This window comes from Bacillus proteolyticus (assembly GCF_001884065.1).
Taxonomy (GTDB): domain Bacteria; phylum Bacillota; class Bacilli; order Bacillales; family Bacillaceae_G; genus Bacillus_A; species Bacillus_A proteolyticus.
This window is the reverse complement of sequence record NZ_MACH01000075.1, coordinates 1-207: the sequence shown is the minus strand read 5'-3', so window position 1 is coordinate 207 and position 207 is coordinate 1. Positions and strand designations below refer to the sequence as shown.

General features: G+C 39.1%; 1 pseudogene. It reads left to right on the top strand.

Going from position 1 to position 207, the window contains the following annotated elements:
• Window positions 1-11 precede the first annotated feature (11 nt).
• Window positions 12-207, top strand: a pseudogene (locus BAQ49_RS11435) (IS6 family transposase); the annotation flags it as partial.

The following is a 207-nucleotide window of genomic DNA, read 5'->3' as shown; positions in this document are numbered from 1 at the left end:
GCGTGATCAGTATGGAAAAGCGAAATTTATTCAAGTGGAAACATTATCATCATGATATTATTTTGCAAACAGTAAGATGGTACCTACGGTACAACTTGAGCTTTCGTGATTTGGTGGAAATGATGGAGGAACGGGGCTTATTCGTTGCTCATACAACGATTATGCGTTGGGTTCATCAGTATGGTCCTGAATTAGACAAAAGAATCC